Origin of the sequence: Mycobacterium sp. 2YAF39 (assembly GCF_052114565.1) — a bacterium.
Lineage (GTDB): Bacteria > Actinomycetota > Actinomycetes > Mycobacteriales > Mycobacteriaceae > Mycobacterium.
This window is the reverse complement of the sequence record NZ_JBFREZ010000009.1, coordinates 129,797-150,888: the sequence shown is the minus strand read 5'-3', so window position 1 is coordinate 150,888 and position 21,092 is coordinate 129,797. Positions and strand designations below refer to the sequence as shown.

At 66.3% G+C, this 21,092-nt stretch carries 19 protein-coding genes; 8 read left to right on the top strand and 11 right to left on the bottom strand.

The window, feature by feature from the left end; translation table 11 throughout:
• Window positions 1-20: 20 nt before the first annotated feature.
• The 3 genes from AB4Z42_RS23740 to AB4Z42_RS23730 all read left to right on the top strand — a co-directional run bounded on the left by AB4Z42_RS23740 (window position 21) and on the right by AB4Z42_RS23730 (window position 2,482).
• Complete coding sequence (locus tag AB4Z42_RS23740; protein WP_442011681.1) at window positions 21-968, top strand: SDR family NAD(P)-dependent oxidoreductase; 948 nt, start codon at window positions 21-23, stop codon at window positions 966-968.
• 5 nt (window positions 969-973) lie between these two features.
• Window positions 974-1,549 (top strand): TetR/AcrR family transcriptional regulator, encoded by a 576-nt coding sequence (locus AB4Z42_RS23735; RefSeq protein WP_442011680.1) that lies wholly within the window; start codon window positions 974-976, stop codon window positions 1,547-1,549.
• A gap of 174 nt (window positions 1,550-1,723) precedes the next feature.
• Window positions 1,724-2,482: a fasciclin domain-containing protein gene (locus AB4Z42_RS23730; RefSeq protein WP_442011679.1), complete on the top strand. Its 759-nt coding sequence runs from the start codon at window positions 1,724-1,726 to the stop codon at window positions 2,480-2,482.
• Here the strand turns inward: AB4Z42_RS23730 and AB4Z42_RS23725 are convergent.
• The 5 genes from AB4Z42_RS23725 to AB4Z42_RS23705 are packed head-to-tail and all read right to left on the bottom strand — an operon-like array spanning window position 2,479 to window position 8,105.
• Window positions 2,479-3,627, bottom strand: a complete 1,149-nt coding sequence (locus AB4Z42_RS23725) for an aromatic ring-hydroxylating oxygenase subunit alpha (RefSeq protein WP_442011678.1) — start codon at window positions 3,625-3,627, stop codon at window positions 2,479-2,481. The genes AB4Z42_RS23730 and AB4Z42_RS23725 overlap by 4 nt on opposite strands.
• A 32-nt stretch (window positions 3,628-3,659) precedes the next feature.
• Complete coding sequence (locus tag AB4Z42_RS23720; RefSeq protein ID WP_442011716.1) at window positions 3,660-5,042, bottom strand: aldehyde dehydrogenase family protein; 1,383 nt, start codon at window positions 5,040-5,042, stop codon at window positions 3,660-3,662.
• A 7-nt stretch (window positions 5,043-5,049) separates the two neighbouring features.
• The gene (locus tag AB4Z42_RS23715) at window positions 5,050-5,931 is read right to left on the bottom strand and encodes an ABC transporter permease (protein WP_442011677.1); all 882 of its coding nucleotides are present in this window, start codon (window positions 5,929-5,931) and stop codon (window positions 5,050-5,052) included.
• Window positions 5,928-6,869: an ABC transporter permease gene (locus AB4Z42_RS23710; RefSeq protein ID WP_442011676.1), complete on the bottom strand. Its 942-nt coding sequence runs from the start codon at window positions 6,867-6,869 to the stop codon at window positions 5,928-5,930. The genes AB4Z42_RS23715 and AB4Z42_RS23710 overlap by 4 nt, the downstream gene beginning before the upstream one ends.
• 6 nt (window positions 6,870-6,875) lie before the next feature.
• Complete coding sequence (locus AB4Z42_RS23705) at window positions 6,876-8,105, bottom strand: polyamine ABC transporter substrate-binding protein (protein WP_442011675.1); 1,230 nt, start codon at window positions 8,103-8,105, stop codon at window positions 6,876-6,878.
• Between the two features lie 118 nt (window positions 8,106-8,223).
• Here AB4Z42_RS23705 and AB4Z42_RS23700 point away from each other — a divergent pair, with 118 nt between their 5' ends.
• Together AB4Z42_RS23700 and AB4Z42_RS23695 are read left to right on the top strand one after the other, a co-directional pair.
• Window positions 8,224-9,573 carry an aspartate aminotransferase family protein gene (locus tag AB4Z42_RS23700; protein WP_442011674.1) on the top strand — a complete coding sequence of 450 codons (1,350 nt, stop codon included), beginning with the start codon at window positions 8,224-8,226 and terminating at the stop codon, window positions 9,571-9,573.
• 13 nt (window positions 9,574-9,586) lie between these two features.
• Window positions 9,587-10,735 carry an ABC transporter ATP-binding protein gene (locus tag AB4Z42_RS23695; protein WP_442011673.1) on the top strand — a complete coding sequence of 383 codons (1,149 nt, stop codon included), beginning with the start codon at window positions 9,587-9,589 and terminating at the stop codon, window positions 10,733-10,735.
• Here the strand turns inward: AB4Z42_RS23695 and AB4Z42_RS23690 are convergent.
• The gene (locus AB4Z42_RS23690) at window positions 10,722-11,381 is read right to left on the bottom strand and encodes a TetR/AcrR family transcriptional regulator (protein ID WP_442011672.1); all 660 of its coding nucleotides are present in this window, start codon (window positions 11,379-11,381) and stop codon (window positions 10,722-10,724) included. The two genes, AB4Z42_RS23695 and AB4Z42_RS23690, sit on opposite strands and share 14 nt — an antisense overlap.
• A gap of 113 nt (window positions 11,382-11,494) precedes the next feature.
• Here AB4Z42_RS23690 and AB4Z42_RS23685 point away from each other — a divergent pair, with 113 nt between their 5' ends.
• Together AB4Z42_RS23685 and AB4Z42_RS23680 are read left to right on the top strand one after the other, a co-directional pair.
• Window positions 11,495-13,123 carry a phytoene desaturase family protein gene (locus AB4Z42_RS23685; protein WP_442011671.1) on the top strand — a complete coding sequence of 543 codons (1,629 nt, stop codon included), beginning with the start codon at window positions 11,495-11,497 and terminating at the stop codon, window positions 13,121-13,123.
• Entirely contained in the window at window positions 13,120-15,132 is a 2,013-nt protein-coding gene (locus AB4Z42_RS23680) for an acetate--CoA ligase family protein (RefSeq protein ID WP_442011670.1), read from the top strand. Before AB4Z42_RS23685 ends, AB4Z42_RS23680 begins: the two co-directional genes overlap by 4 nt.
• Before the next feature lie 4 nt (window positions 15,133-15,136).
• Here AB4Z42_RS23680 and AB4Z42_RS23675 read toward each other — a convergent pair whose 3' ends face one another.
• A complete protein-coding gene (locus tag AB4Z42_RS23675; RefSeq protein ID WP_442011669.1) occupies window positions 15,137-15,481 on the bottom strand; it encodes a cupin domain-containing protein in 345 nt (114 codons plus the stop codon).
• Entirely contained in the window at window positions 15,478-16,680 is a 1,203-nt protein-coding gene (locus tag AB4Z42_RS23670) for an NAD(P)/FAD-dependent oxidoreductase (protein ID WP_442011668.1), read from the bottom strand. Before AB4Z42_RS23670 ends, AB4Z42_RS23675 begins: the two co-directional genes overlap by 4 nt.
• A gap of 40 nt (window positions 16,681-16,720) precedes the next feature.
• On the opposite strand from AB4Z42_RS23670, the gene AB4Z42_RS23665 reads away from it, so the two are divergent.
• Window positions 16,721-17,896: an acyl-CoA dehydrogenase family protein gene (locus AB4Z42_RS23665; protein WP_442011667.1), complete on the top strand. Its 1,176-nt coding sequence runs from the start codon at window positions 16,721-16,723 to the stop codon at window positions 17,894-17,896.
• Between the two features lies 1 nt (window position 17,897).
• On the opposite strand, the gene AB4Z42_RS23660 is transcribed toward AB4Z42_RS23665, so the two are convergent.
• From AB4Z42_RS23660 to AB4Z42_RS23650, 3 genes are read right to left on the bottom strand one after another with little or no spacing between them, the layout of a single operon-like run.
• Window positions 17,898-19,040, bottom strand: a complete 1,143-nt coding sequence (locus AB4Z42_RS23660) for an acyl-CoA dehydrogenase family protein (protein ID WP_442011666.1) — start codon at window positions 19,038-19,040, stop codon at window positions 17,898-17,900.
• A gap of 35 nt (window positions 19,041-19,075) precedes the next feature.
• Window positions 19,076-19,873, bottom strand: coding sequence for a crotonase/enoyl-CoA hydratase family protein (locus AB4Z42_RS23655; protein ID WP_442011665.1), 798 nt, complete (start codon window positions 19,871-19,873; stop codon window positions 19,076-19,078).
• Complete coding sequence (locus tag AB4Z42_RS23650; RefSeq protein ID WP_442011664.1) at window positions 19,870-21,015, bottom strand: thiolase family protein; 1,146 nt, start codon at window positions 21,013-21,015, stop codon at window positions 19,870-19,872. The genes AB4Z42_RS23655 and AB4Z42_RS23650 overlap by 4 nt, the downstream gene beginning before the upstream one ends.
• Between the last annotated feature and the right edge of the window lie 77 nt (window positions 21,016-21,092).

Sequence of the window (21,092 nt, the reverse complement as noted above, 5' to 3'; positions counted from 1 at the left end):
CAGCGTGACATCCTGTCGTGGTGACATCGCCGCCGACTGCGCTCGAGGTCGTCGACGGCGTCGACCTGACCGGCAAGGTCTGCGTCATCACGGGGGCCTCGGCGGGGTTGGGCAGGGAATCGGCGCGCGCGCTCGCCACGGCCGGCGCGCACGTCATCCTCGCGGCACGCAACCGCCAAGCGCTCGCCGACACCGAGGCGTGGATTCGCGCCGACGCTCCGGACGCGCACGTCTCGACGGTTGAGCTGGACCTCACCTCGCTGGCCTCCGTCCGGTCCGCAGCGCGGGCCATAGGTGCCGACGCTTCTGCCATCCACGTGCTGATGAACAACGCGGGGGTGATGTTCACACCGTTCGGCCGGACGGCCGACGGTTTCGAAATGCAATTCGGCACCAACCATCTCGGACACTTCGAACTCACCCGGCTGTTGGTGCCACAGCTCGTCGCCGCCGGGGGTGCGCGCATCGTGAACCTGTCATCCGACGGGCACCGGCTCAGCGATGTCGACCTCGACGACCCGAATTGGCAGCATCGCGACTACGACAAGTTCGCCGCTTACGGCGCATCGAAGACGGCCAACATTCTTCACATGGTCGAGCTGGACCGGCGGTTGCGCGACCACCACGTCAGGGCCTACGCCGTGCACCCGGGCATCGTGGCGACATCGCTTGCGCGGCATATGTCCCGCGACGACTTCACTGCATTGACGCAGTTCTCGCCGAGCGATCCTGACCAGAAGAAGGTCGACGTCCGCCGGGACTTCACGATGCCCGAACACGGGGCGGCCACGCAGGTGTGGGCCGCGGTCAGCGACGATCTCGCGGACGTCGGGTCGGCGTACCTCGCGGACTGCCGGGTTCAGGATGACCAGGAAGGCCCTGCTCCGTATGCCACCGATGCGGCGCACGCACGGCAGCTGTGGGATGCCTCAGAACGTCTCTGCGCCGTTGCCAGTGCAGGACACTGAGCCTCATGGCTGACGTCGTGCATCTGCGGTCTTACGACGACCGCGGCCGCGACGACGAGCAGACCCGCAAAGTGCTCCTGGCGACGGTTGAGCTGTTGCGCGAAGTGCCGTTCGCCGAAGTCACGATGCGGGCGATCAGCAAGCGCGCCGGCGTATCGGTTCGCTCGCTCCGCGACCACTTCTGGTCGAAGGATGCGATCGTCGCCGAGATATATCTCGACCGGCTGCGGGCCGCGCCGCTGGACGTCGACGTCGAGTTGGGTGCACAGGAGCGGATCGTCACCCAGTTCTCACATCTGGTGATGTTGTTGGCCGATGAGCCCGGTCTGGCCGCAGCGTGCTCGAGCGCGCTGGTCGGCAGTGACCCGTCCGTGCGGTCAGTCCGGCAGCGGATCCACGCGGAGTATCACCGGCGGGTGTGCACCATGCTGCGTTCGGGTGCGTGGCCCGAGGTGACGGAGACACTCGAGTTCGGTCTCGTCGGGGCGTTGGTGAATGCGAGCTGCGGCGTCGCGAACTTCCAGCAGACTGCCGACGATCTCGCCCGCATGGTGGCCACGGTATTGCCCGACAGCGGCTAGATGCCCGGGACCTCGCCGGGGGGCCTTTGCCTCATCGCGTCGGCGTTGTGTGGCAAGATCCGCAAAGCGCAGGTCAGAGCACCTGCACCGGGAGTTTTCCAGGGTCTTCACTTTGGCGATGGCGCGCTACGGGCCTTACCATGCCTTGCGACTAGAAGACCTGAGGAGCACTACGTGAAGACCCGCACCAGCAAGGCCATCGGAGCCGCCGTCGGAATCGCCGCAATCGCGCTGTCGGTTCCGCTGGCCGTGACCGCATATGCCGAACCGACCACCGAGCCCGCACCGGAGGTCGAGATTCCCGACCCCCAGGGCCCCGGCTGCGACGCATTCAAGACCGCGGTGCCGAGCTACAAGACGCTGGTCGACTCCCCGGTGGGAGCCGCGCTGCAGACCATTCCCGATGCCAGCACCTTCTACTCGGCTATCTCGGGTGGCTTCAACCCCGCGGTGAACATCGTCCCGGTCCTGGAGAACGGCCCGTACGTGGTCTTCGCGCCGACCAACGAGGCGTTCGCCAAGCTGCCCCCCGCGCAGCTCGATGCGCTCAAGGCCGATCCGGCCGCGCTGAGCGACCTGGTCTACTACCACGACTTCCTCGGCCTGCTCGGCAACGGCGACGTCAAGGGCCAGCGGCCGACCCAGCAGGGCGCCGAGATCAAGGTCGAAGGCGAGGGCGGCGACATCAAGGTCAACGACACCGCCAAGCTCGTCTGTGGTGCGATCTTCGCCAAGAACGCGCGGATCTATCTGATCGACACGGTGCTCGATCCCAAGACGCCGCCGAACGCGATCACGCCGTCGTCGACGTCGAGCACGACCACCACCACGACGACGAGTGCGACGACGACGGCACCGCCGACTCCGCCGACTCCCGCCGCGGAGGCTCCGTCGCCTGAGCCGATGCCTGCCGCCGACGCACCGATCGGCTAACCGCCGGAGTACGCCTTCGCCACCCGCGTCACGAACTGGTAGACGCCGTCCTCGTCGGGCGCCAGTGGTCCCGGTCGTGCATGCGGCGACGTCAGTCCCCGCTGTACCGACTCGCAGGCGCCCCAGTCCTGACGGTTCGTGAGGTCCCAGAAGTCGACCGCATACGACGGGTCGAAACCAGGCGTGGCGGCAACGTCTTTCGGAAACGCCCATGCGCATTCGACGTGCGTGCGGTCCGCCGCCAGCGGCGTCATCAGGTGCGTCATGACGTAGTCGGGGTGCAGGCTGACGAGCAGGTTCGGGTACCCGACGAGGTACATGACACTGTGCAGCTCTCGCTCGGAGAGGCCGGCGATCGCGACACCGCCGCTCTTCCCCGTCAGCGACATCGTCTCCGCCCCTTCGATGATCGACATCCAGCCGCCCATCCACGAGCCCTTCAGATCGAGGTTCTCCCCACTGGTCGGCGGGCTGATCCGGGACAGCTCCGGATGGATGGTCGAGCAGTGGTAGCACTCCTGATAGTTCTCGGCGATGACCTTCCAGTTGGTGGCCAGCTCGTAGGAGTGCCGCGCGACGATGGTCAGATCCTCGGGGTGGTACGGGCCGACGACCTCGTCCAAACCGGCGACGTGGTCAGCGAATTCGGCGTCCTGACCACTGGGGTCGACGAACAGCCAGCCGTGCCAGACCACCAATCGCATCTCGGCGAGCCCGAACTCACCGGGGTCGAATCCGTCCACATCGCCGAATCCCGGCGCGTTCCGCAATCGGCCGTCGAGGCGATACGACCATGAGTGGTACGGGCACACGATGCCGCGCCCCTTGGTGACCGTGTTGCACGCCAGCAGCTCGTGTCCGCGGTGTCTGCACGTGTTGGCGAAAGCGCGGACGACGTCATCTTCGGCGCGCACCAACAGCATCGCGTTGGGTCCGGTGCCCACCGCTTTCTGCGCACCGATTCCGGCCAGATCGGAGGCGTGCCCGACACAGGACCATCCGGCGAAGATGTTGAGCTGTTCCCACGCGAACACGTCGGGTTCGACATAGGCCTCGCGAGGCAGCATCCGCGACTGTCCGAACGGCGCCAGCGCGGCGGCCAGCGCGTCGGCAGGGACGGGAGCTGCACCCTGCTGTTTGAACATACAGTCAGCCTACTTCGCGAGACGGCGGTGGTCTACAGGGCGTGCGCAACGTGCTTGATACGGGTGTAGTCCTCAAGCCCGTACAGGCCCAGGTCCTTGCCGTAGCCCGACGACCCGAAACCCCCGTGCGGCAGTTCGGAACCCATCGGTGCGTGGACGTTCACGGACACCGCGCCGAAATCGAGGTCGCGGAGGAATCGCATTGCGCGCGAATGTGAACGCGTCCACACACTTGCGGTGAGTCCTTGCTCGACGCCGTTGGCCAACGCCAACGCCTCGCTGTCATCACCGAACGACTGCACGGTGATCACCGGGCCGAAGATCTCCGACTGCACGAGGTCGTCGTCCTGCCGCAGGCCGGCAACCACCGTCGGCTCCAGGAAGAATCCCGCCCGATCGGGCACCGCGCCACCGGCGACGAGCTTGGCGTGCGCAGGCGTGCCCGCCACCATCGCCAGCACCCGTTCACGGTGTTCGGCCGAGATCAACGGGCCGATCGTGGTGGTGCGGGCCGACTCGGCCAACCGCGCCACCACGTCGTCGTAGACGGCTTCGTGCACGATCACCCGGCTCGCCGCGGTGCAGTCCTGCCCGGCGTTGTAGAACGCGCCGAAGGCGACCTGCTCGATGGTGGCCTCGAGGTCGGCGTCGTCGAAGATCAGTACCGGGGCGTTGCCGCCGAGTTCGAGGTGCACACGGGCGAACCTGTCGGCGGCGGCCCGCGCCACCGCCCGCCCCGTTCGCGGTGACCCTGTCACCGCCACCATCGCGACGTGGGGATGCGCGGCAATCGCCGCACCGACGTCGGCGCCGCCGCAGACGACGTTGAGCACACCGGCAGGCAGCACGTCCGAGAGCAGTTCGGCCATCCGCGACGTCGAAGACGGCGTCAGCTCAGACGGTTTCAGTACGACGGCGTTCCCCGCCGCCACCGCGGGCGCCCATTTCCAGGCCGCCATCATGAACGGGTAGTTCCACGGCGTGATCTGCCCGCACACGCCGATGGGTTCGCGCCGGATTCCGGACGTGATGCCCTCGATGTACTCGCCGGTGCTGCGGCCTTCCGGTGTACGGCACGCACCCGCGTAGTAGCGGACGACGTCGATACTCGCCGGGATCTCCTCGTCCCGTGTGGCATCGCGTGGCTTACCGGTGTCGGCCACCTCCAGATCGGCCAGCTCGTCGGCGTGCGCATCGAGGACGTCGGCCGCGGCATGCAGCAGCGCCGATCTCGCAGCGGGTGTGGTGCGCCGCCACTGGTCGAACGCACTGCGAGCGGCGGCGACCGCCATATCGACGTCGCCGCTCGCGGATTCGGTGGCGGACCCGTGCACCTCCCCGGATGCCGGGTCGACGAGCTCACGTTGAGCGCCTCCGGCGGCGGGTACCGAACGGCCGTCGATCACATTGAGAATCACGTCATTACGCCTCTCCCGCGAATGCTCCGATACCGCGGTCGGTCGTGGTGGTGTCCGATCGGGTCAGGTACCGATAGACCAGAAATCCCACAGTGACGGCGGTCAGCGCCGCGAGCAGGAGCAGTGTCGCCAATGCGTTGAGCGCGGGCGTCGGCGCGGCACGGGCGGTGTTGTAGATCTTCACCGACACCGGCTCGGTGGCGGCGTCTCCGGACAGATAGCGCACCAGCACGAAGTCGTCGATGACGTCGGCGAAGACCAGCACAGTGCTCGCGAAGATCGCGGGCATCAGCATCGGCATGATGATCCGGCGCAGCGCCCCGATCGGGGACGCGCCGAGATCCATTGCAGCCTCTTCGTATTGGGGCCCGATGGTCGCCAGTCGTGCCCGCACCAGCACCGCGGGGTAGGAAACCTGGAAGGTGACAAGGCCGATGACCTGTGCGGTGGTGCCGAGGTTGACCGGCACCGCCACCGCGGTGATCACGAACAGCAGGGCGACGGCGAGCAGCACCTCCGGCAGTACGAACGACAGCAGCATCAGGAAGTTCGCCCCGTTGGGAAGCCTGCCGCGCCACCGGTCGATGCCGATCGCGAACAGCGTCCCCAGTGGGACCGTGATCAGCGTGGCGATCACGCCCAGCTTCAGGGTCTGCAGCAGCGCGGTGTGCAGTGCGTCGTTGTGCCACACCGAAAGCGTCTGGTCACCCCAGTACCAGCGGGTCGAGAAGCCCTGCCAGGTTGTTCGTGATCGGCCGGCGTTGAACGAGTAGACCACCGCGATGATGACCGGCAGCAGCGACCACAGCAGGTAGCCGATGGTGATCGCGATCAGGAAACGTGGTGGCCGCCATGGGTTGTTCCACCACGCGACGGGTCCTCTCATGTCGACACCTCGCTACCGCGTGTCACCGAACGGAGGTAGTAGAGCATCGGCAACAGCGCGATGAGAAACACCAGCATGACGAACGCGCCTGCCTGACCGGTCTGCCCGGGTGCCTGCACTCCGTCGTTGATCAGGTTGCCGACCATGGTGGTCTTCGGCGACGCGGACAACATGTCGTTGGTGAAGTAGTCGCCGAGCATCGGCAGGCAGGTCAGCAGAAGTGCCGCCACGATCGTCGGCCGGCACAACGGCAGTGTCACACGCCAGAACGACGAAAAGCGGTCGGCGCCAAGGTCACGCGACGCCTCGAGCATCGGCTGCGAGAGTCGGTCGAGCCCCGCGTACAGAGGCAGGATCATGTACGGGACATAGCCGTAGACCAGCCCGAGGATCACCACGACGGGTTGGCCGGTCAACCATTTGACGTCTGGGGTGAACAAGCCCCCGAGACTGAGCACCTTGTTGAACAGGCCGTCGTCCTGCAGCAGGTTCACCCACGCGAACATCCGCATCATGTAGCTGATCCAGAACGGCGCTATCAACAGTGCGAGCAACAGCCCCTTACGCTTTCCGGCGAGCCGGGCCACGTAGTACGACACCGGGAAGGCGATGAGGAGGCAGAGCGCGCTCGCCACCAACACGTAGATGAACGTGCGTGCGATGGCCGGACCGTAGACACCGTTCTCGCCGACGATGTGGGTCAGTACATAGTTGAACTGAGTGGGATCCCACTGCAATGGGTTCCACACCGGGATGGGCGTGCGGAACAGCGGGTCGACCTGACCGAAGACGATGCACAGCACCACATAGAGCGGGAAGAGGAAAAACGCGAAGAGCCAGACGATTCCGGGCGCGGCCAGCACGGCCCACAGCCGATTGCGGCGCTCGCGGGCCGGCGGAGCCTGCCGCGATGGCGCGGTGACGACCGGGACCGCCACCGGTGCTTACGACCCGCCGGCCTGGAAGGCCTGCCACACGTTGCGCCATGCGGTCTCGTTGGCCGCGTCGAGCTCCAGTAACCGGTAGCCGGTGTCGAAATACTCCGGTTTCACGATCGCCGAGCGCAGGTTCTCGGGGATGAACTGTTCTTGGACAAGCGAATCCGGGGTGATGCTGTTCTGCGGCGGCTGATAACCGATCGCGGAGAAGTTCTCCTTGGCCACGTCGGCGTCGAGCATGTGATTGATGAACAGGTGGGCCAGGACCGGGTTCTTGCCGCCCTTGAGCGTCACGAGCATGTCGTTGTCGACGAGTCCCTTACCGTCGGAAGGGAACCAGTAGCGAAGGATTTCCGGCCCGGTACCTTCGGGTAGGTAGGACTGCGCGTTGATGATGTCACCAGACCACATCTGCGCGAGACCCATCTGTCCGGCGGGCAGGTCGTTGTACATCGTGATGGTGACTTTCGGCGAGGTGGCCTTCACCAGCGCCTGCAGTTGCTCACCGACCATCTTCAGATCGGCTGCCGACGAGGTGTTGACGTCCGTGATGCCTTGCTTCAGCAGAACCATGGCCATCGCCGTGTGGAAGTCATCGAGAACCGCGGTCTTGCCCTTGTACTGCGGATCCCACAACGACTCGTACGGGTTCTTCAATGCACCGATATCGGCGGGCACCTGGTCGTTCCGCCAACCGATTCCGGTGGTGTAGATGGTGTACGGCACGCTGTACTGCCAGCCCTGGTCGTACCAGGGGTTGGTGAAGCTGGGCCACACGTTCTTGATGTTGGGAATGTAGGTGTGGTTCAGCGGGCGCAGCAGCCCGCCGTTGACCAGGCGGCTGATCTCCGTGTAGTTGGCGTTGTAGATGTCGAAGTCCACGCCACTGCGTAGCTTGGTGATCGCCTCGTCACCGTCGTTGAAGGTCGATACCTCGATTTTGATGCCGTACTTGTCCTCGAAGGCCTTCATGGCCTGCGGGCTGAGGTAGTCCGCGTAGTTGTAGATCTTGAGTGTCGCGCCCTTCTCCGGCGCGAGATTGTCGGCGATCGGCTTGTTGTCATCGGGAATCGGCCATTTCACCGGATTGTCCGGCGCCGCGAGCGTCAGACTCGGCCCTCCCGACGACGATCCCGGCTTCGAGCACGCCGCAAGGAACGCGGGAAGGGTGGGCGCTGCGGCCGCGAGAATCGCTGCGCGCGCAAGAAACTGTCGGCGGTTCGGAGGTGTTGGCATGGGGACCTCCCGTTGATTTCGCGTCTTGTTGCTGGTAGGACTCTCGCATAGACTGAATGCTCAGTCAACCGTAGTGGAGTGGAGGTTCACCGTGTCTTCGTCGGTGGTGGAGCCCGAGGTGGCAGACACCGTAGACCAGCTGATATCGGACGAGGTGAAGACCTTTCTGCGCCGTCAGCCCCGCAGCACGGAACTCATCGCGCACGCACAAGAACACCTTGCCGGCGGGGCGACATCGAACTGGCAGATCGCCGAACCGCAGGCCGTGTGGATGAGCCACGGCAAGGGGCCGAAAGTGTACGACGTCGACGGCAACGAGTACGTCGACATGCATGGCGGGTATGGCGCTTCCATTGCCGGACATGCCCATCCGGCAATCGTGGCCGCTGTGAGTGACCGCGTCAGGCGCGGCACGCATTTCGCCCAGCCGACCGAGGACGCCATCTGGATCGCGGGCGAATTGGCCCGCCGGTTCGATCTGCCGCTGTGGCGGTTCGCCAACTCCGGCACCGAGGCGACGATGGACGCGGTGCATCTGGCGCGCGCGCTGACCGGCCGGGATCTGATCATCAAGGTGGAGGGCTGCTATCACGGCCACCACGATTCGGTGCAGGTATCGGTGCTTCCCGAGGCCGGCGAGGTCGGCCCGCGTGACCATCCGACCGGGGTGCCCGGCAACTCCGGTATCCCCGCGGCGATCCGCGATCTCGTGATCGTGGTGCCGTTCAACGACGCCGAAGCGGTGGCGCGCGCACTGGCCGAGCACCGCGGGCATGTGGCGGCGATGATCCTCGAGCCGGTGATGATGAACGCAGGCATCATCCCGCCCGACGCCGGCTACCTCGCCGCGATCCGCGATCTGTTGCATGCCGAGGGTGCGTTCCTGATCTTCGATGAGGTGAAGACGGGCTTCACCACCGGACCGGGAGGCGTCACCGCGCGCAGCGGCGTGGTGCCCGACATGGTTTGCCTGGCCAAGGCTTTGGGTGGCGGCATCGCGGTCGCGGCGATCGGCGGCACCCGCGAGGTGATGTCGGCCATTGCCGACGGCCGCTACGAACAGGTCGGCACGTTCAACGGGAACCCGTTGGCGATGGCTGCCACCCGCGCGACGCTCACCGACGTGCTGACCCCCGAGTCCTACGCGCACCTCGACGCGCTCGCGGCCCGGCTGTCCGGCTCCCTGGAATCAGTGATCGCCCGGCACGGCGTCGAGTGGCATGTCGTCACCGCAGGCGCCAAGGGCTGCGTCACCTTCCGCCGGGAGCCTGTGCGCGAGTTTCGCGACTTCCTGCAGATCGACGCCAGACTCGGCCATCTGCACTGGCTGATGCAGCACAATGGCGGTGTGTTTCTCCCGCCATGGGGGAAGGTGGAGCAATGGCTGTTGTCAGTTCAGCACCAGCGCGACGATGTCGACCGATTCGCCGCGAACTTCACGCGGTTCGCCGACGCCGTCGTGCGCTGAGGGGTCACGCCCGGTGACCGGCGGGGCGATCCAGCTGCACGAGTTGGTCAAATCGTTCGACGGCGTACCTGCCGTCATGGGGATCGACCTGAATATTCCCGCCGGCCAGTTCTATTCGCTGCTTGGCGCATCCGGTTGCGGTAAGACCACGACACTGCGCATGATCGCGGGCTTCGAGAAACCCGACTCCGGGCGGATCGAGCTCGACGGCCGCGATGTGGCGGGGGATCCGCCGCACCGCCGACCGGTCAACACCGTCTTCCAGACCTATGCGTTGTTCCCGTTCATGACGGTCTGGGACAACGTCGCGTTCGGGTTGCGGTACCAGAAGTCATCGCGCGAGGAGGCCAAGCGCCGCGTCGGTGAGGCACTGGAGCTGGTTCGGATGAGCGACTTCGCCAAACGGCGTCCGGCCCAGCTGTCCGGCGGCCAGCAGCAGCGGGTCGCGCTGGCACGCGCGCTGGTGTTGCGCCCGCGTGTGCTGCTGCTTGACGAGCCCCTCGGCGCGCTGGACGCAAAGCTGCGCAAGCAGCTGCAATTGGAACTTCGCGCAGTGCAACGCGAGATCGGCATCACCTTCGTCTATGTGACTCATGACCAAGAAGAAGCGCTGACGATGAGCGACCAGATCGCCGTGCTGGCCGAGGGCCGCGTCGAACAGGTGGGCCCGCCGCAGGAGATCTACTCCGCGCCCGCCACGACGTTCGTCGCGGGATTCCTGGGTGCGGCCAACATCTTCGACGCCGTCCTCCTCGAGGCGAGTGGCGCTTCGGCGGTATGCGAGTCGCTGGACACCCGCCTCGGGGCCGCCGTCGGCGACTCCGCCGACCTGGGCGCGGCGGCGATCGTCATCAGGCCCGAGCGGATCAGCCTGCACTCCCCCGATGAACCGATCAGTCAGGGCCGCAACGTGATCGGCGGAGTGGTGTCGGAGGTGGTCTACCTCGGCAGCTGCACGCAGGTACACGTCGACGTCGGAGCACCTGCGGCGCTCATCGTCGAGGTGCCCAACCACGCGGGCCCGGCATCGGTGACGCATGAGCCGGGCGCCAAGGTCAACTGCGTCTGCGCGCACGATGCAGTCCGGGTGCTGCACCGCAGTCAGGCCAAGCTGGTCGCAGACCCCGTCGCCGATGAGCCCGCCGCGCTCACCCCTTCTTGACTTTTGCCCTGCCGTTGAGCCGCTTCTTCGCCGGAGCGAGGTTGAGTTCACGCTCGGCGAATCGCATGGCGATGTCGTACGCCAGATCCGAGTCGACCTCGGGGTCGTCGAGCGCAACCTGGATCGACAGGCCGTCGAGGAGCGCCGCGAATTCCAGCGCGAACATGCGGGCGTTGACCTTCGGGTCGAACTCCGATTCGTCCGCCGACTTGATCGCGTCGACGATCATCTCCCGCCATCTGGCGTCGAGTTCTGCACGGTCGGACTTGATTTCGTCGTGCCGGAAGGCCTGAGCCCAGAGGTCGAACCACAGTCCCCACGCCCCGGGTATCTCTTCGTTACCCTCGCGCACGCACGTCCATCCGATCAGCAGCGAGAGCCGCTCGCGCAGCTCGGAGACCTCGCCGAGCATCTCCTCGGCCGCCGAATAGAAGGACTCTTCCGAGTAGCGCAGTGCGTCGACCAGGAGGCGGTCCCGCGTCCCGAAGTAGTAGATGACGAGCGCGGAACTCACGCCGGCGCGCTTGGCGACATCGGCGATGCGGGTGTCGCCGAATCCCCGTTCGCAAATCAGCTCCGCTGCAGCGCGAAGCATCTCGATCCGTCGCGCCTCGTTCTGTTCAGTCGCGGGTGCGGGCTCGGCCATGGTCGTGTCGGCTCCCCTCCGAAGTGCATCGTTGCTCTTGTCTACAGCCTAACACTTGGTTAGATTGAACAGTCAGTCAGGACGCACGCGGCGCCGACGAAAGTGAGACGTCCATGTCGAACGGTTACGACGCAATCGTCATCGGTGGCGGGCACAACGGGCTGGTGTCTGCGGCCTACCTCGCCCGTTCCGGAGCCAGGACCCTGGTTCTCGAAGGCCGCGGGTCACTAGGTGGAGCGGCCACCACGGAGGCGCCGTGGGACGACGCCCCGCACCTGCGGGTCACCCGGCTGTCGTATGTGATGAGCCTGATGCCGCCGACCATCGTCCGTGAGCTGGAACTCGAGCGGCACGGCTACAAGGTGCATCCGATGGGCCCGTCCTACCAGGCCTTTCCCGAGGGCGGCTCGCTGATCATCTACGAGGACGACCCCAAGCGCACCCACGAGCAGCTGTCCAAGTTCTCCAAGAAGGACGCGGACGCGCTGCCCGAGTACTACGACTGGATCGGCGGCATCGCCGAGGTGATGGGACCGCTGCTGACGCAGGTGCCGCCCAATGTCGGCTCCAAGCGACCGTCAGATCTGCTCGACCTCGCCAAGCTGGCCTGGCCGTTGCGCAAGAAGATCACGCCCCGCCTCACCGCGGACATCACCCGACTGCTGACCATGAGCATCGCCGACCTCCTCGACGACTGGTTTGAATCACCGCAAGTCAAAGGTCTGATGGCGGTCAACGGCATCATCGGGACCTGGGCAGGGCCGTGTGAGCCGGGAACCGCCTACGTCATGGCGCACCACTCGATCGGTGACGTCGGCGACGGCCAGCTCGGCAGCTGGGGCTACCCAGAGGGTGGTATGGGCGGGGTGTCGGAGGCCATCGCGCGATCCGCGAAGAGTTTCGGCGCCGAGATCCGCACCAAGGCGAAGGTTTCCCGCGTGTTGACCCGCGGCGGCCAGGTGCGGGGTGTGGTTCTGGCGAACGGTGAAGAGATCACCGCACCGCTTGTCATCACCACGCTGCATCCGAAGATCGCCTTCCTCGAACACCTTTCGCCGTCCGAACTGCCCGACGACTTCGTCAGCGACATCGAACGCTTCAAGACCCGCAGCGGCGTGGTGAAGATCAACGTCGCGCTGGCGGAGCTGCCGAGCTTCACGGCGAATCCGAGTTCGGGGATCGCCGAACATCTCACCGGGTCGATCGAGATGGCGCCGACCATCGAGTACCTGGAAACCGCGTTCCAGGACGCGCGCGTCGGCGAGCCCGCGGTGCTGCCGTTCAGCGACGGCGTCATCCCGACCACCTTGGACAAAACGCTGAATCCCGATGGCACCCACATCATGTCGCTGTTCACCCAGTGGGTGCCCGCCGAGTGGGCGAATGCGCCGCACACCGAGGAGCTCGACGCCTACGCCGACCGCGTGATCGATACCTACGACCAGGTGGCACCGGGCTTCAAGGCGTCGATCACGCACCGCGACGTCGTCGGCCCGTACGAGATGGAGCAGGAGTACGGCCTGATCGGCGGCAACATCTTCCACGGTGAACTGTCGCTGGAGCAGTTGTTCCACATGCGGCCTGCACCTGGATACGCCGACTACCGCACGCCGATCGCGGGGCTGTACAACGGCAGCTCGGGCACCCACGCCGGCGGCGGCGTCTGCGGAATCCCCGGATGGCAGGCCTCACGGGCAGCTATCGCGGACAAGAAGCGGCGCTTCGGGCGCAAGGGGGCATGAGCGAAGCGCGGCGCACGGCCGTCGCCGCCATGCTCGGCGCCCGATCGATGGCCGTCGTCGGTGCCAGCCCCCGACCCGGCAGCTTCGGCTCGAGGATGGTGGTGGAGGCCCAGCGCGGTTCGGCGCGTGTGCATCTGGTCAATCCCCGCTACAACCGGATCGGAGATGCGCTCTGCGCGCCGTCGCTGACCGATCTCGATGACGACGTCGACCTGGTGCTGCTCGGGGTGCCCGACGCGGCCATGCTCGAGCAGCTGGAGTCCGCTGCGGCGATCGGTGTGAGAGGGGCGGTGCTGTTCGGCTCCGCGCACGGATTGCGCGACAAGGTCACCGCGATTGCCACAAGTGCAGGCATGGCCGTGTGCGGCGCCGGATGCATGGGCTTCATCGACAACGCGCACGGTGTGCGAGCCTTGGGCTACCTGGAGCCGGATCCGTTGCCGTCCGGCGGAATCAGCTTCATCACGCATTCCGGGTCGGCGTTCTCGACGCTGCTGCGCGCGAGGCGCGGGTTCGGTTTCCGTCTTGCGGTGTCCTCCGGCCAGGAACTGGTGACCAACGCCGCAGACTATGTCGAGTACGCGCTCGATGATCCCGATACCCGCATCATCGCGCTGCTCATGGAGACACCGCGCGACGTGCCGAGGCTGCGAAATGCGCTGCTGCGAGCGGCGGGCCAGGGCGTGCCGGCGGTGATCCTGACCGTGGGTGGATCACCTCGGGGTAAGGCGATGGTGGCGGCACACTCGGGTGCGCTCGCAGGTGATCGCGCGGCATGGGACGCGTTCTGCGCGGCCACCGGCGCTATTCACGTCAGCGACCTCGCCGAGTTCGCCGATACGCTGGAATTGTTTTCGGCGACAAGGCAATCCAGCGGCGGCGGCATCGCGACCGTGCACGATTCCGGCGCCGAACGCGCGCTGGTCGCCGACCTCGCTCATGACCTTGGCGTCGAGTTCGCCGACCTGGCCAACGACACGCTCGCCGCGATCGGTGCGCTGCTCGACGAGGGCCTGGCCGCCACCAACCCACTGGACGTGTGGGGCACGGGTGCCGAGACCCGCACCCTGTTCGGCAGCTGTCTGCGTGCGATGGTCGACGACCCCGGCGTCGGCGTCACCGCCCTTGCGGTCGATCTCGTCACCGAATTCGACGACGACACCGCCTATGCCGACGCGGTGCTGGATGTTGCGGCCGAGACCGAGGCGCCGATCGCGGTCGTTGCGTCCGTGTCTTCGGCGATCGATCGGCCAACGGCGCAACGGCTGCGCGACAATGGGATTCCCGTGCTCGAATCCGCGCGTAGTGGACTGGCCGCGCTCGGTCATCTCGCGCGCTGGCCACTTCCCGTCGAGGAGGTACCGAGTCCCGGTCGTCGCCGCGACATCAGCGCGGGCGCCTCGGCGTCCGAGGTGCTCGCCGCTTACGGGATCCCGGTGGTGGAAACGCGGTCGGCGGATTCGCTCGACCAGGTGTTGGCGGCAGCGGATGACCTCGGCTATCCGGTGGCGCTCAAAACCGTTGGTGTGCTGCATAAGACCGAGGCCGGCGGCGTCGTCCTGGGCGTCGCCGACGACGCGGCGTTGACGGCGGCCTACGGAGCCATGGCACAGCGTCTGGGACCTGCGGTGACCGTCGAGACGATGGTCGAGGGCGGTGTGGAGATCTCGGTGGGGTTCGTGCGAGACGACGCGTTCGGTCCGCTGGTGGTGGTCGCCGCAGGCGGCACGCTCGTCGAGTTGATGGAAGATCGTGTGGTGGCATGCCCGCCGCTGTCGCGGCCCTTGGCACTGCGGATGCTCGACAGTCTGCGGGTGGCGCCACTACTCGCCGGTTGGCGCGGCGCGCCCGCGGTGGACATCGACGCGCTGGCGGAGGTCATCGTCCGCGTTTCGGAGCTGGCTGTGGATCGCGGCGACGAGTTCGATGCGGTGGAGGCGAACCCCGTCATCGCGACACCGCGCGGAGTGATCGCGGTGGACGCCGTGATGATCCCCCGGCCGCCGTGACGAATCAGAAGATCGAATAGACCTTCCGTACCGTCTCGTGCAAATCCCAAGTGCCCTTCCAGCCGGTCGGGAACACCGCGATGTCGCCCGCCTTGATCTCGGCGGGTTCGCCACCGTCGGGTGTGACAGTCATCCGGCCGGACAGGACGTAGATGACCTCGTTCTCCTCCTGAACCCAGTAGGACGGTCCCGGCGTGCACTGCCAGATGCCTGCGGACTTGTCATCGTCCACCCACATCTCGAGACCGTGCGTGGCCATCGGATCACCTGTCGCTTCGGCAAGCGGGCCCCAGTCCTCGAGTTCCGCGTCGGCGGCCTTGGTGAGTAGTGCGGTGTCGATAGTGTTCACAGTGTCGCTTTCTCCGGGAAGGGTAGTGAGATCGGTTCTGGGGCAACGCGACTGTTACCGTCGGCGTCGAAGCGGTCAAGCCCGAGGTCGGTGAGGTCGAGCCATCGGCATTCGCCGGTCGTGGTCAGGTCGGCGGCCACCTGCGCGACAGCCGGGCCCCACATCATCCCGTGCCCGGCAGGGCTGGCGACCACCGTTCCCTCGACAGGGCCGTCGTCGGTCAGCAGCGGTCCGAGGATGGGCAGATGGTCCGGTGTGTAGTCGATGGTCGCCGCCCACATGCGCCGCAGGCCGAGGCCTTTGACGCCGGGCAGCACTTCCTCGATGCGGTCCCGGGCCTTCCGATAGTAGGTCTCGTCGAAGTCCGCGGCGACACCCGGCGCCTCGTCGGGGTTGCTCATGCCCCATAGCAAGCCGCCGGCTTCGCCTGGACGCCAATAGATTCCGGACGGGAGGTCGAACACCATAGGGACGTCGTGCACGTCGAACGCTGTGACGGGCGCGGTGACGACGACCTGATGTCGCGCACCGCCCGCAGGTATCCGTCCTCCGGCGGTCTCTCCGACCTTGCCGAGTTTCGGGCCGCCGGTCAGCACGACGCGTTCGGTGTCGATCGGGCCGTCGGAGGTGTCGACACCCACCACGCGGCCGCCCGATGTGCGAAGCCCGGTGAATGCGCAATGTTCGCGCACATCGACGCCGCACGCTGTGAGCGCGGCGGTGTACGCCAGCACGTTGCGTGGCGCATCGATGTATCCGTCTCCGGGTGCATACGACGCACCGAGCGTCGTCCCCGGCGCCAGGCCGGTGTTGCGGGCATCGATGTCGTCGGACGACCACCACTCCACGTCGAGCCCAAGCGAACGCTGCAGCGCGATCCGCTGATGCGCCTGCTCCACTTCAGCTTGCGAGAAGCACGGCATCAGATACCCCTGGGCGACGAAGCCGCAGTCGAGCGGGAACCGGTCACCGCTGGCGGCGTAGAACTCCTGAGTGCGTATGCCGAGCTGGATCGCCGCTTCGGTGCCGCCCTGAGCGCGGACCATCCCTGCGGCGCGGCTGCTTGCGCCGTCACCCAGCGTTCGGGCTTCGAGCAGGACGACATTTCGTACGCCGCTCTCGGCGAGCAGCACGGCCGTCCAGGCGCCGACCGTTCCACCGCCCACCACCACGACGTCGGTGCTGCGGGAGCTGGTCATAGTACGGAACGCTGGCATAGACTGAACGCTCAGTCAATAGGTGGAGGTAAGGATGTACGGCCTGACCGAACAGGATCTGCGCATTCGCGACACCGCGCGAGCCTTCGTCGAGACGCTGATGCCTCACGAGGTGGACGCCGAGCTGGCCGGCGGGCTGCTGCCGAAGGAGATCACGGCCGAGCATCATGCGCGTGCAATCGAATTGGGTCTGTACGCGACCAACATGCCGGCATCAGTCGGTGGCCCCGGCTATACCGCCCTGCAGCAGGTGCTGGTGCAGGAACAGTGCGGCCGGGTGACCAACGGACTCGCCTGGGTGATGGCCACCCCACCGCAGTGGTGGGTGGACGTGGCCACCGACTACCAACGGGAACGCTGGTTGCTCCCGTCGGTGCGCGGGGAGAAACACGAGGCCTACGCGATCACCGAGGAGTTCGCAGGCTCCGACGTGTCGGCACTGGTGTCGACTGCCCACCGTGATGGCGACGAGTATGTCGTCAACGGCGTCAAGTGGCACGTGACCTCGTTCAATCTCGCCGATTACGTGTTCGTCGAAGCCGTCCTACCGGAGGGCGACCACGTGCTGCTGGTGGTCGACCTGCCGTGGCCGGGCGTGGAAGTGGTTCGCACACCCCACTATTCGCATCACATCGCCGACGAGCATCCGATCGTGGCGTTCAACGACGTCCGAGTTCCCTTGGCGAACCTGGTCGGAACCGAGGGCGGTCCGATGACGTTCACCCAGGACTGGTTCCGGTTCGAGCGGATGATGGTGGCCGCGCGTTGCGTCGGTGCGGCCTCGCGCCTCGTCGACGAGACGACGGCGTTCGCGCAGACACGCATGGTGGACGGCAAGGCGCTCGGCGAGCACCAGTTGGTGGCAGGCATGCTCGCCGACAACGCGACCGAACTGTTCGCGGCCAGAGCCATGCTGTACGAGGTGGCCCGAGGCATCGACGCCGGACACGACCGAAAGACCCTGCACGGACAGGCCTCGATGGCGAAGGTGTACTGCTCCGAGATGGCGGGACGGGTCGCCGACCGCGCCGTGCAGATCTTCGGTGGCCGTGGCTACATGCGCGAGAACGTCGCCGAGCGGATGTTCCGCGAGCTTCGCGTGGAACGGATCTGGGAGGGCGCAAGCGAGATCCAGCGGATCATCGTGGGCCGTCAGCTGATGACCCGCGGTCCCGCCGCGCTGCTCGAACCAGCCTGAGCTAGAGCCCCAAATCGCGGCCGATGATCTCCTTCATGATCTCGGTGGTGCCACCGAAGATCGTCTGGATGCGACCGTCGACGTAGTCGCGCGCCACGCGGTACTCCAGCATGTAGCCGTAGCCGCCGTGCAGCTGCACGCACTGGTCGACGATCTTCTTGGCGGTCTCGGTCGCCCACCACTTCGCCTTCGCCGCCTCGACCGCGGACAGCTCACCGTCGACGACACCCTGCAGGCACCGGTCGATGTAGGTCTCGGTGACCTCCAGCTCGGTGTCCATCTCGGCGAGCAGGAACCGGTTGTGCTGGAAGCTGCCGATCGGCTGGCCGAAGGCCTTGCGGTCCTTGGCGTACTGCAGTGTCTGACGCCAGGTTTCGCGCGCACCGGCGATCGCGGTGATCGCGATCGAGAGCCGCTCCGACGGCAGGTTGGTCATCAGGTGGTAGAAGCCGCGCCCCTCCTTGCCGAGCAGGTTGGCGTTGGGCACGCGGACGTTCTCGAAGTGCAACTCGGAGGTGTCCTGGGCGTGCAGGCCCATCTTGTCCAGCTTGCGGCCGCGGGTGAAGCCCTCCATGTCGCGCTCGACGACCAGGAGCGTGAAGCCCTTGTGTCCGGCCTCCGGATCGGTGCGGCAGACCACCACGACAAGGTCGCAGTTGATGCCCGACGAGATGAAGGTCTTGCTGCCGTTGACGATCCAGTCGTCGCCGTCGCGCACCGCCGAGGTGCGGATGCCCGCCAGGTCGCTGCCCGCGCCGGGTTCGGTCATCGCGACGGCGATGATGGTCTCGCCGCTCGTGATGCCGGGTAGCCAGCGCTTCTTCTGCTCGTCGTTGGTCAGGTCCTTGAAGTACGGGCCGACGACGTCGTTGTGCAGGCTCAGCGCGGGCGCCGGAACGCCCGCCTTGGCGATCTCCTCGTCGATGATCGCGTTGAACCTGAAGTCGTCGGTGCCGCCGCCACCGAACTCCTCGGGCATGTTGAACCCGATGAGTCCGTGCTTGCCCGCGGCCACATATGCCGACCGGTCGACGATGCGGTCGGCCTCCCACTTCTCGGTATTGGGAACGAGTTCACTTTCGATGTAACCGCGGACGGTGTCGCGGAACGCCTCGTGCTCGGCGTCGTAAATCGTGCGCTTCACTGGTTTCTCCTACTTCGGTTACTGGCTTACTTGGCTTACTTGGCTTTCCAGACCGGCTGGCGCTTCTCCGCGAAGGCCAGTGGTCCTTCCTTGGCATCCTCGGAACGGATCAATGTGCCGATCTCGCGCATCGTCCTGTTCCAGCCGGCCTCGTCGCCGACGATCACGCCGTCGTCGACGCCCATGGCGACTCTCTTGCTCGCCCATACCGCAAGGGGCGCATTGCAGGTGATCCGTTCGGCGAGCGCGAGCGCCGCATCGACCGCGGTGCCGTCGGGCACGACCTGGTTGATGAGGCCCCACCTGTGCGCATCTGCCGAGCTCATCGGTTCACCCGTGACGAGCAGTTCCATCGCGACCTTGCGCGGCAGGTGGTCGACGATGCGGAACACCCCGCCCGCGGCGGCGATCAATCCTCGCTTGACTTCGGGCAATCCGAACTTCGCGCGCTCCTCTGCGACCACCAGATCACTGGCGAGTGCGAGCTCGGTTCCGCCGCCGAGCGCGGTGCCGTTGACGGCGGCGATCGTCGGCTTGTCGATGTAGTGGTGTACGTACCCCGCGAAACCCCATTCCCCGTGGTCGGGGTGAAACAGGTTCTCGCGGCGCGAGATCGCCTTCAGATCTGCCCCGGCGCAGAAGGATTCACCCGCTCCGGTGATGACGACGGCACGCACGTCGGGATCGTCCTGCGCGGCCTGCAGTGCATCGCCGACCGCGACACTCACCGCGCTGTTGACGGCGTTGCGTGCCTCCGGCCGGTTGAGCGTGATGACGAGGACGTTGCCCCGCCGCTCGGTGAGAGCGGCCGGGGCGGTCACGTCAGCGGTCACAGCAGCTCGATGATGGTGGCGTTGGCCTGGCCGCCACCCTCACACATGGTCTGCAGACCGTACTGAATTCCCTTGTCCCGCATGTGATAGAGCATCGTGGTCATGATGCGGGCGCCGGAGCCGCCGAGCGGGTGGCCGAGTGCGATGGCACCGCCGTTCGGGTTGAGCTTCTTCTCGTCGGCGCCGATGTCCTTGAGCCACGCCAGCGGCACAGGGGCGAACGCCTCGTTGACCTCGAACACGCCGATGTCCTCGAGACGCAGGCCCGACCTCTTCAGCGCCTTCTGCGTCGCGGGAATCGGCGCGGTCAGCATGATCACCGGGTCAGAACCCGCCAGCGTGGCGGTGTGCACCTTGGCAAGCGGCTTGAGCCCCAACGACTTCGCCTTCTCGGCGGACATGAACAGGATGGCGGCCGATCCATCGGAGATCTGGCTGGAGTTACCCGCGTGGATCACGCCGTCCTCTTTGAACGCCGGCTTCAGGCCCGCCATCTTCTCGATGGTGGTGCCGCGTCGGATGCCCTCGTCCTTGAGCACGGCATTGCCGTCCTGATCCTTGATACCGACGATCTGGTCGTCGAAGGCACCCGCATCCTGTGCGGCCGCGGCCTTTTCGTGAGAGTCCAGCGAGTACTGATCAACGGCCGTGCGGTCGAAACCCCACTGCTCGGCGATCATCTCGGCGCCGATGCCCTGGTTCGGGGTCTGCTTGTAGCGGTTGCGGAAGGCCTCCGGGTAAGGGTGGCCGCCATTGGCCAGGGAGGCGCCCATCGGTGTGCGCGACATCGACTCGACACCGCCGGCGACGACGACGTCGTAGTGTCCCGCGACGACTCCCGCAGCGGCGAAGTGAATGGACTGCTGGCTCGAACCGCACTGCCGGTCGACGGTCACGCCCGGCACCGTCTCGGGCCAGCCCGCGGCCAGCACAGCGGTACGCGCGATATCGAGCGCCTGTTCGCCGGCCTGCATGACGCAACCCCAGATGACGTCGTCGACAATGCCCGGGTCGATGCCCGAGCGCTCGGCCAGTCCGCTGAGCACCTGAGCCGACAACTCGCCTGCGTGAACACCCGACAATCCACCGTTGCGCTTGCCGACCGGTGACCGGACAGCCTCGACGATGACGGCTTCAGCCATGACCTATCTCCTTTGAAAGTCGTGTCAGTCCCGAAGAGTAACCCCGAACGTAGAGAACAAAGTTTACTAGGTCAACC

What these genes read in the sequence shown, in the direction of transcription:
- AB4Z42_RS23715 (WP_442011677.1), bottom strand. Translation starts at nt 5,931, where the DNA reads ATGAGAGGACCCGTCGCGTGGTGGAACAACCCATGGCGGCCACCACGT.
- AB4Z42_RS23725 (WP_442011678.1), bottom strand. Translation starts at nt 3,627, where the DNA reads ATGTTCAAACAGCAGGGTGCAGCTCCCGTCCCTGCCGACGCGCTGGCC.
- AB4Z42_RS23705 (WP_442011675.1), bottom strand. Translation starts at nt 8,105, where the DNA reads ATGCCAACACCTCCGAACCGCCGACAGTTTCTTGCGCGCGCAGCGATT.
- AB4Z42_RS23735 (WP_442011680.1), top strand. Translation starts at nt 974, where the DNA reads ATGGCTGACGTCGTGCATCTGCGGTCTTACGACGACCGCGGCCGCGAC.
- AB4Z42_RS23650 (WP_442011664.1), bottom strand. Translation starts at nt 21,015, where the DNA reads ATGGCTGAAGCCGTCATCGTCGAGGCTGTCCGGTCACCGGTCGGCAAG.
- AB4Z42_RS23685 (WP_442011671.1), top strand. Translation starts at nt 11,495, where the DNA reads ATGTCGAACGGTTACGACGCAATCGTCATCGGTGGCGGGCACAACGGG.
- AB4Z42_RS23680 (WP_442011670.1), top strand. Translation starts at nt 13,120, where the DNA reads ATGAGCGAAGCGCGGCGCACGGCCGTCGCCGCCATGCTCGGCGCCCGA.
- AB4Z42_RS23690 (WP_442011672.1), bottom strand. Translation starts at nt 11,381, where the DNA reads ATGGCCGAGCCCGCACCCGCGACTGAACAGAACGAGGCGCGACGGATC.
- AB4Z42_RS23670 (WP_442011668.1), bottom strand. Translation starts at nt 16,680, where the DNA reads ATGACCAGCTCCCGCAGCACCGACGTCGTGGTGGTGGGCGGTGGAACG.